Source organism: Anabaena sp. UHCC 0204, assembly GCF_009711975.1.
GTDB lineage: Bacteria > Cyanobacteriota > Cyanobacteriia > Cyanobacteriales > Nostocaceae > Dolichospermum.
The window spans coordinates 10,315-18,985 of the sequence record NZ_VIKW01000066.1 but is presented as its reverse complement, the minus strand read 5'-3'; the positions used below and the strand labels follow the sequence as shown (position 1 = coordinate 18,985).

Annotated in this window: 9 protein-coding genes and 1 pseudogene; 4 read left to right on the top strand and 6 right to left on the bottom strand. The window is 37.0% G+C overall.

Annotated features, from left to right (window positions below; translation table 11 throughout):
- Positions 1-206 precede the first annotated feature (206 nt).
- From FJR04_RS24275 to FJR04_RS24250, 6 genes are all read right to left on the bottom strand, one after another.
- A complete protein-coding gene (locus tag FJR04_RS24275) occupies positions 207-782 on the bottom strand; it encodes a helix-turn-helix domain-containing protein (protein ID WP_168499696.1) in 576 nt (191 codons plus the stop codon).
- Positions 783-924: 142 nt separating this feature from the next.
- The gene (locus FJR04_RS24270) at positions 925-1,545 is read right to left on the bottom strand and encodes a hypothetical protein (RefSeq protein WP_168499694.1); all 621 of its coding nucleotides are present in this window, start codon (positions 1,543-1,545) and stop codon (positions 925-927) included.
- 9 nt (positions 1,546-1,554) lie between these two features.
- The gene (locus FJR04_RS24265; RefSeq protein ID WP_168499692.1) at positions 1,555-1,749 is read right to left on the bottom strand and encodes a hypothetical protein; all 195 of its coding nucleotides are present in this window, start codon (positions 1,747-1,749) and stop codon (positions 1,555-1,557) included.
- Positions 1,750-1,818: 69 nt separating this feature from the next.
- A complete protein-coding gene (locus tag FJR04_RS24260; RefSeq protein ID WP_168499690.1) occupies positions 1,819-5,481 on the bottom strand; it encodes a plasmid replication protein, CyRepA1 family in 3,663 nt (1,220 codons plus the stop codon).
- Positions 5,481-5,786, bottom strand: coding sequence for a hypothetical protein (locus FJR04_RS24255; RefSeq protein WP_168499688.1), 306 nt, complete (start codon positions 5,784-5,786; stop codon positions 5,481-5,483). Before FJR04_RS24255 ends, FJR04_RS24260 begins: the two co-directional genes overlap by 1 nt.
- Positions 5,787-6,409: 623 nt before the next feature.
- The gene (locus FJR04_RS24250) at positions 6,410-6,607 is read right to left on the bottom strand and encodes a hypothetical protein (RefSeq protein ID WP_168499686.1); all 198 of its coding nucleotides are present in this window, start codon (positions 6,605-6,607) and stop codon (positions 6,410-6,412) included.
- Positions 6,608-6,941: 334 nt separating this feature from the next.
- On the opposite strand from FJR04_RS24250, the gene FJR04_RS24245 reads away from it, so the two are divergent.
- The 4 genes and pseudogenes from FJR04_RS24245 to FJR04_RS24230 form a co-directional block, all read left to right on the top strand.
- On the top strand, positions 6,942-7,307 hold the full coding sequence (locus FJR04_RS24245; RefSeq protein ID WP_168499683.1) for a hypothetical protein: 366 nt from the start codon (positions 6,942-6,944) through the stop codon (positions 7,305-7,307).
- A 4-nt stretch (positions 7,308-7,311) separates the two neighbouring features.
- Entirely contained in the window at positions 7,312-7,998 is a 687-nt protein-coding gene (locus FJR04_RS24240) for a hypothetical protein (RefSeq protein ID WP_168499681.1), read from the top strand.
- Positions 7,999-8,130: 132 nt separating this feature from the next.
- Positions 8,131-8,280: a hypothetical protein gene (locus FJR04_RS24235; RefSeq protein ID WP_168499679.1), complete on the top strand. Its 150-nt coding sequence runs from the start codon at positions 8,131-8,133 to the stop codon at positions 8,278-8,280.
- 64 nt (positions 8,281-8,344) lie between these two features.
- A pseudogene (locus FJR04_RS24230) lies at positions 8,345-8,671 on the top strand (hypothetical protein); the annotation flags it as partial.

The window sequence follows — 8,671 nt, the reverse complement described above, 5'->3', positions numbered from 1 at the left end:
CTAGGGTGTGGGTGTGGGGACTAATGAATAATATCCTTTATCTAATTTTTTTAATATCCCAGCTTTTATCATATCCTCCAAGTCCCTCTCCAGATTGATAGGCTTATACGCATCTGACCACCTGAATAGGATAGCTTCTTTGTTTAATGGCTTTTCAGCACGCTTGAGGATTCTTCTGATTGCAATATGATTTAGTTTCATGTTGTTTAACTCGCTTGTAATAGTTTTTTATATTCTTGTGCTAACTCTTGAGGAGACATACCCGATAAATCGCTTCTATCTACCGTTAGAGGTTCGTCATTAGAATCATTGATTGTGTAGCCTTCCGCTTCTACCCGTTTAATGGCTGTATTTGGATCAAGTAGATAAAACATTCCGTATTCTCTATGAAGCCTTGAATGAACATTTATAGATGCGCTCAAAGCACTTACAGCACGATAATTAATGTCTTGCTGTTGGATTTCATTTAACAGAATAGTTGATAATTCTTCCGCAATTTGACCATTAACCAGGCAATGCTTAATGCTTTGCTTACTGGCAACATTAACCCAGTCGTCTCGAAAGTCAATATCTAATTGACTCTCTACTTGTGATTTTACTTCCGTGACTATTTCGCTAATAATAGGCGTGTCGTCTCCCTTTGGGGCTTTATTACTCTTCCATTCTGAATACCAGCGGTACAACGTCCTACGGGCTGTTTTCGCGGTCTTTTCAATTTCGCCAATAGATACCCCCTTATCTAAAAGTTGCCATATCCGAGCTTTATCTTCTTTATTCGCCATATCGTTATATAGTTATATTCTTATTTAATTATGGCACTATATAACGATATTGGCACTAAATATGGCATTTTTGGCACTAACAAAAAACCAGCATTCAAGGAATACTGGCTATCAAATTTATTTTAGGAATCAAAACTTTTAACTATGCCATAGGCTCTAATTCTTCCCTAAACAGTATCCGGGCTTCTCCAGAATTAAAATATCTATCCATCATTTTGTATGGTGCTGCAAAACCTCTAGGCTGTGAGCAAAATACAGAATAATCTTTATCATTAGCAAATCTGAATCCAAAGATTACATCTTTCTTAAACATATCCTTTTCAGCAGAGAACATAATGATACTCTGAGGATGTTGGTTAGCTAATTCTGGGTTTTGCTGTATTAGAAATTCTTTAGCTTGTCGCAAGTTAAGCCAAAATATTCCTAAACCGACGTTATACAGTTTTCCTATCTGAATCCTCTTGAACTGATTATTATAATGTTCATAAGTGCCATTGAATATATTACCCTTCCCTACTTCTTCACCATCGGTTTTGTTTAACCAAATATGGTAATTATCAGCATCAAAAACGAAATTAAAATGAATATGATTGTTGTCTGTTGGTTCTACACATTCAATCTCTAGTAATTTCCAATCAGAATATTTAATTTTTTTACTATCTAAATAGTCTGTTAGTTGGTTTTTTGCTGCTCTAAAATACTTGTCAAAGCTATCAACTTCCAGGGGAAAATTAACTAAATTTCTAATAATGTATTCTTTCATTTTATGCTCCTAAATATGTCTAATTAGTTTTTCTTGACGACGGGACAAAAGTAAACATCTATCAGCCTTTTGTGTATTGCCCAATCTCTGATGTATTTTTGCTAAATCTCTACAATAATCAATCATTTCTTGTAACTGAGAATTGTTTTCTTTGATTACTTCTACGGGGTCAATTCCTAGCTTCTGATAATCCAACTGTAACATTTATTTTCTCCTGTGTGTATGTGTGAAGTAGTCCCCCCAATGGTAGGGGAACTATGGATTAATTAAAGATTAGTTGTAATGGGATTCGTATAGATTATATAAATCCATATATCCGGCATCCACAGACATTGGAACAGTTGCAAAGAAATCTTGAACAAGCTTTATTACAAATTGCTTACCAATCTCTAAACCTGCTTTTAGTCTGAGTTTCCACAAATTGAGAGAATTTCTAGATTGCTGATAACTCATATACTCATCAGTATAATTATTATCAGTCTGCACTTTTTGATCAATCACATTCATAAAGTCAGTATCAGCAGGGCGTAAGTCTAATAGTGCTTTTTGCTCTTGTGGGTCTAATTGCTCCCAAGCTTGTGCAACTATTTGATCCATTTTCTTATTATGATCCCCCTGTTCTGTGGTTAGTCCATGATGCCCTTCTACAAACTTACTTGATTCAATATTTAGCCTAGCTTGACTATAAATGCTGTAGTCCTCAGAAGATATAGCCATTCTATATTTTTCTGCTAAATCCTTACTAGCCATATCGTCAGGCGTTATCCACTGTATGACCTGATGAGTCTCTAACCAGTCCATATCCTTAGCAGTTGTGATTTTCACTATAGCTTGTCTAATTGGGTCGTTAAAGGCATCCCAATCAATTTGATAATGATTTAATCGCGTACCCTTATCATCGAGCTTCCTAACAGGCTTACCAAGCTCAAGACCAATAAACCCGATTAACAGTCTAAATATTTCCAAAACTTCCTTACCAGACTCGGTAACGCTACGCTTTTTGATGTTTAACTTTGTTAGCAGGTCTTTGGAATTATTGACCTCTTCAAACAGTTCAACTAAATCAGGAGACTCTTTAGTAAATTCCTTGCCAGGTTTGACAAATTCCAAAATATTTAATTCATGCAATACAGCAAGTCTAGTTTCCTGGTAAGTTTTCAGCAAGCTTCCCATGTACTTATATTTTCCTGCTGATGCGCCAAAATACCAGTTTTCCTCATGCTTACGTTGGATATATTCAAAATTAACTAGCCTAGCGTAGTTTTGATGTTTGCTGATATAATCCCTGGTTTCTAATTTTCGCTTGAATAGCTCCACACCATAGCATTCTTCTTTGTCTATTCCTGGTAATGTTTCCAGTAATAATTTAGTTTTTAAAATCTTCCTTCTAGTCTCAAGGTTAACGTCTTGCCCTTCAAATTTTTTACATTCTTCCATACTTTCAAAAGGTACAGCTAAATACTGTAGTTCGGCTTCTTTCTCTAGCTGTTCTGCCTTAATTTCTTTGAATGTGTCCTCTATTTCCTCACTAATTCCCCACTGCTCAAAGCCGACATTATGCCCTGCTTCTATTAGAGAGTGTACTAAGCACTTTCTTAAATTCTGTCTTTCAAAATTAGCTAAAGCCCAAATTTTACAGGAATAATCAAACCATTTATCATTTTGCATTTCTTCCAAAGAACGGATAATAATATCTTTGGCTTGGGCAAAACTGGAGACATCAATAGCCATTAGAGAAGAAAGATTTATTCTTTCTAGTAATGCTTTTTTGATAGCTTCACCTGTATAGCCCATTGGTATAGCGTTATCCCTAATCATTGAAGATTCAGGGCAATATACAAAATGGGGTATTGTATTATCGCGCAGTCTGAACATCATTTGATGCTGGCTAGAAGTTCCCAGTACACCACAGAAAAAACTATATTTAGCCGTAAAGTATTTTTCTGTAATGCTGACCCCTGACTCACAAGATGGAGTGATAATTACAAACTGTGGCTTATGCTTCCTAATATATAAATCAGGATTTTCTAAAAACTCTCTAGCATAAGATTCTTGTACTGTATCAGCAGAGATTGTAATACCGCACTTGCCAGCTTTGATTAAATAATCTTGCAGATTGTGTGCATGAGTTTTGCTATCAGTGGCAATAAAGGGTACTACATCCTTCTCTGATAGATGTTGAATCAGGTGGCTTTTTTTAGTTGGTTTTAGCTTAAATTCACCTTCTTCTGTGACCTCACCACCATCAACAAAGATAATATTGTGAGGCTTGATTTTTTTAGTATTTTCGATTGTGTAAAGCTGCTTTTCAGGTGCAAAGCTATGTATAAACTCAACAGCAGCACTTGTCAAATTACCATCTAATAGAAATACTCTATCAGCGTCTTTAACAGCCATTTCTATTAAATTCATGGCTCTTTTTTGCTCACTGCTTCTAAAAGTGCCACCCTCAATAGTATGCAGTAATACAGAGATGGTTTCATCAAAGAAGATTGTCCGACCTTTGAACATTCCATCAAGTTTGTACAAGCTGTTAATGCAGCAACTCATACTAATTTCTTCTTTATCTACTACTACTCCATCTTGATTGATATGAGAGATGGTAATAAATTTCTCACCGCCCCTGCTGATAGTTTGAAACAACAAATTATTTCTGTAACCGACAATTAAAGAACCAAGTAAAGTTTCAGCAATTATTTTTAACAATGCTTCTGTCTTGCCAGTGCCTAGTCCAGATTTTACAGCGATGATTGCATTATGTTGGGGCATATCAGCAGGAAACTCAAATTGGTCTTGATGAACTTCCCTAATAGCTTTGAATACCTTGGATTTTATCCAATTCTTCCAGTTAATATCATCAAAGATTTTTTGACGATCTTCTTGAGTTTCATAGCCTAGCAGCTTGTTAATTTTTCTGATACAAGCTTCATCACCACCTGCAAATTTAGCAGCAGGTTGGCAACTTTCTGTATTAATTGATTTGAGAATATATCCTATCCTCTTATCATGAAATCCCATATTAGACCCTGCTTGTCTAATGATATCCTGTGGATTTTGGGAGTAATTAAGGTTGTGAGCATTTAACCAATTAGCCCACCCTAGCAGGTCTTTCACTGCTTTATTGAATAAATACGATCTATCTTCAGAGTCGCTATTTTTTCCCTCTAGAATGTCTCTATTTTCTTTGGTAATACAATCTAGCAAGCTGATGTATTCACTACTGGTAGGAATATCAAATTTAATGGGAGTAGAAGGAATTAGAACAGGTTTAGAAGCAATGGAGAAAATACCAATACTTTCTAGAGACTCTATAACTGGCAGTACACGCGGTCTATTTATATTCTGGTAAGCTTTACCGCTTACTCCTACAGTGGGAGCTAGCACTGTAAATCTGCCCTTTCCTAAAGCTTCTCCAACGTGATCACCACTAGCTGATAATTTAAAATTGGTAAAATCTTTAGGAGTCGCTAACCTTACCCCTATTCGATAACCGCCGGATTGTGTTTTTTCTAACCAAGCTGCATTAAGATGTAGATTATTTTCTAGTAAATTCTGATAGGCTTGATCACATTCTTTTTGATTAGCAAATTTATTGCTGTCTAGGTCAATCCAGGTAAAAGAATCATTACCTAAAGTCCCTATTCCTGTTAGGGGATTACAGAACCACAAAGCAAGCTCGGATTCTGTAGGAAGTGTATTCTGGTATTTACTAAAGTAAATTGTGTGAGGAATACCATTAGCATCTAAATATGATGGATTCTTCCCAGTAAATAGAGGCTTGGGTGTGAAATCATCTTTTTGATATTTGATATTCCCTTTATCATCTTTCTCAGGATACTTGAAACAGTCCTGCTTTGGTGCAACTGGTAAAGGTGACAAGTTGAGGCTCAAAAGTAATTCAATTACTTGATTACGTTCTTTAGTGGAGTGTGTCATTATGCTGCACCCCCATTTAAGCGAGTGCTAACGATTTGCAATCTTGTCCATTGGGTAGGGGATAAAAACCCGTTAACTTTACCGCAATGATTACAACAGATATTAGCTGCTAGATGTGTGATTTTCTCTCTCTCTATTACGTGCCAACCTGAAGCTTGACCACATGAATTACACTCTCTAGAGTCTAAATATTTTAAGTCTAATCGCTTGACTATATCGTTACTTAGTGATATAGTAGAAGGATATAAAAAAACATTATGTTGTAACGAATTATCAACACTTTGATTGTCTAATAGATGTTTCATTTGGCTTCCTCACTTAGTTGTGTTTTTGGGGAAGCCTATTTTTTTAGGTATCTTTCGGCACTAGATAAAATTCAGTATTGGCTATAATAATAGTGAAGTTATCGTGTGTTACTATTATGGAAAGAATTTAAATAAATACTACGAAGCCCGACGGTTCGGTGCTTGTTGGTTCAGGTCTGATAAACCTGAACTCGGTTCTTTCCCCATCAACGAAAGACACTGTAAAAAACAGGCTTTGAATGGTCGGCTTCTTCCTGTCTGCTGCTAAAAGTTATCGGCGGACTGCTTTTAGCTGCATAGAAAAATCGGCTTAGTTTTAAGCATAACATATAATACATGGTTACTACAACTTTCACTAAGTTGTTTAGATACATATTGCTTATGCGATTAGTATCTTTAAAAACCTCAAGACCTTTCGTGGTTTTCTACTGAGAATGCCCTAATACCTGAAATTTTAACCTATAAGCAAAACTTATCATGGGCTTGACATAAGTTTTGCTTATGCTTTGAGAAAGTCCTATTAAGTAACCTGATAGATAAGCTTTACTTATAGGCTATAGGATACTTATACTAAAAACCTTATATATTCAGTTTTCAAGGTTCGGGTGTTGGGGCATAGCTTTTTAACTAGCTTTATTTTTATCGTCGGAAATATAACCCAATTCAGTCAATCTATCTTTTAAAAGCTTATTCACAGCAGCATTAGAGCTAATTAGTTGGTCATCAGCAAAGCTATCAACTGCGGCAGCTATTTCATCTATAAGTCGGATCGACCGTGCTGTAGTCGGTCTTTTTTGTCGTGGCATATAAGCTGTAGGCATTATGTATATCTCTATAATATGTTGGCTATACCAATCTAGCACCAATTAATACTAAAGTGATACCAGATTAATATTAATATAACTTATATAACTAAGCAACCATAATAAATTATTTTAATACCAGTTTAATACCAAAATGATATCAACTACGTTATATTAAAAATAAGTCGGGTAACTGACACCGATAGCTAACAGATAACCTCAAAAATATCTTGTAATTCCTGCGGGTAAAGACTTTGAGCGATTCCATTAGACACTATGACGGATAACCTGACAGTTTCCTCTATGTTTCCTGATAGTTTACCCACTAATTCCTAAAAGCTGTATGTAAGATATGCCACGTAAACGCCGCGATAGTAAGGCTTGTAGCCATGACCTCTTTACCGATTACCCATTAACCAAGTCTGAGTTAACAGACATTCTAGGAGTATCAAGAGATTCAGTAGTTAGGTGGGCAAATTTAGCATTTTGGAGAATTGCCAGCTTCAGAGAAGCTTACCCTAAAAAATCAGATGGAAGCTTTGACTCTGAAAGCCCTTTAAACCCTTACCAATGCTGGATTTTAAGCCGATTGGGTAGAGAGTTTAGTAAGCTGAAAACAGCCGAACGGGTAAAGCTAGGTATTAAGAACAATCCCAGTATTTACTCAAAATATACGTACCATAACGCACTAAGAAACCTCAACAAACTAGGAGCATAAAGCAATGGCAGCAAGAACATCTAAAAAAACCGCAGTTATTGACCCCAATTCCGTATCTATTGCCGATTTTTGCCAGTCTCAAGGTATAAATGAACAGATTTTCAGACTAGAACTGATGCAGCACTGTGATAATGCTGATTCTGCCAAGGTTGTAGAGTTTAGCGTTGCTCAAAATGTTGCTACTTCCTTAACAGCAACAAAACCAGCACTTCCATCACAGCCCCAGCAACAGCTAGAACCACAGGAAACCACACAAAACCCTGAAAACCAGACAGAGAAGGCATTACAGCCAGCACAGGAAACAGCCGCAGGTGAACCACAGAAGGAACAAAATTCTTCTATAGCGGCTTCTACTCCTAAAGCTATTTCTAGTCCTGTCACCGGGGCAAATATCCCCACTGCTTTAGAAGAACTGATCCAAGAGTCAGAAGAGGTCATAGAGTTAGCTGACTTGGTTCATACCTACCGCAACGCCCAAATTATTCAAAATGCCCAAAGTCGTGATTCTGAATTAGTTGGCCAGTTGCGAGAAAGACGATTAGAAACCCGTCATCAGGTTTTCGACTCCCTACGCGGTCTTAATGCCCGTCAACCCGTAGCTCAGGACTTACCAGAATTACCATCCTCTCTATCAGAAGAAATCAAAGCCCTATCCGATGAACTGGGAAAGCAACTACATACCAGCAGATAGAAGAATTAGAGCGCGAGGTTAAGGCACTCAAGGCAAGGCACAAGCCACAGTTCAGAATCAACTTACTCGCGCCTTTCGACCTACTCAACGCCACCATAGAGGGACTATTTGGATTATTTGGAGGTATTGACGATGACGACTGAGCAACTTAACCAACTAACCAGCATCGAGAACCAATTGATCACCTTACTGGCTTCACTCCCAAAAAATGAAATTGCTCGTAGTCTTTCCACTGCTAAGAAATCGCTACATTCTGTAATCTGTAAAGCCTTGGAAGCCTAAAAAATGGGATAACGCCAAATTATCCCACAACGCGAATATGTCTTGTATTTACATCTAGAATTATATGCCAAAAACTACCCAAAAATCAAAGCTAGAAGCAGCACAAGAAAAACTCAATACCGCTGCTAATATCCCAGACTCAACCCCAATTAACCCCACACCTGTTAATTCTAAAACTGTTCACACTGCCGCAACTTTTGACCCTTCCAATTATGTAGCATCAAATCTATTTGCGGACACTTCTACACTGCCACGAACCACTAGAGTAGAAGCCGATAAAGCAATTCAATCTATTAGTGAGAAGCGCGAAACTTTAAGATTAGTTGGGGCAAACTTGCAGCTTAACACCGATGCCTACAAAGTCGGTTCTTTATCTGAAAAAATGAATCAG

Bases quoted from the DNA above. Each gene is read 5' to 3' on its own strand.
- FJR04_RS24250 (WP_168499686.1), bottom strand. From the start codon at position 6,607: ATGCCTACAGCTTATATGCCACGACAAAAAAGACCGACTACAGCACGG.
- FJR04_RS24235 (WP_168499679.1), top strand. From the start codon at position 8,131: ATGACGACTGAGCAACTTAACCAACTAACCAGCATCGAGAACCAATTG.
- FJR04_RS24260 (WP_168499690.1), bottom strand. From the start codon at position 5,481: ATGACACACTCCACTAAAGAACGTAATCAAGTAATTGAATTACTTTTG.
- FJR04_RS24270 (WP_168499694.1), bottom strand. From the start codon at position 1,545: ATGAAAGAATACATTATTAGAAATTTAGTTAATTTTCCCCTGGAAGTT.
- FJR04_RS24265 (WP_168499692.1), bottom strand. From the start codon at position 1,749: ATGTTACAGTTGGATTATCAGAAGCTAGGAATTGACCCCGTAGAAGTA.
- FJR04_RS24240 (WP_168499681.1), top strand. From the start codon at position 7,312: ATGGCAGCAAGAACATCTAAAAAAACCGCAGTTATTGACCCCAATTCC.
- FJR04_RS24275 (WP_168499696.1), bottom strand. From the start codon at position 782: ATGGCGAATAAAGAAGATAAAGCTCGGATATGGCAACTTTTAGATAAG.
- FJR04_RS24255 (WP_168499688.1), bottom strand. From the start codon at position 5,786: ATGAAACATCTATTAGACAATCAAAGTGTTGATAATTCGTTACAACAT.
- FJR04_RS24245 (WP_168499683.1), top strand. From the start codon at position 6,942: ATGCCACGTAAACGCCGCGATAGTAAGGCTTGTAGCCATGACCTCTTT.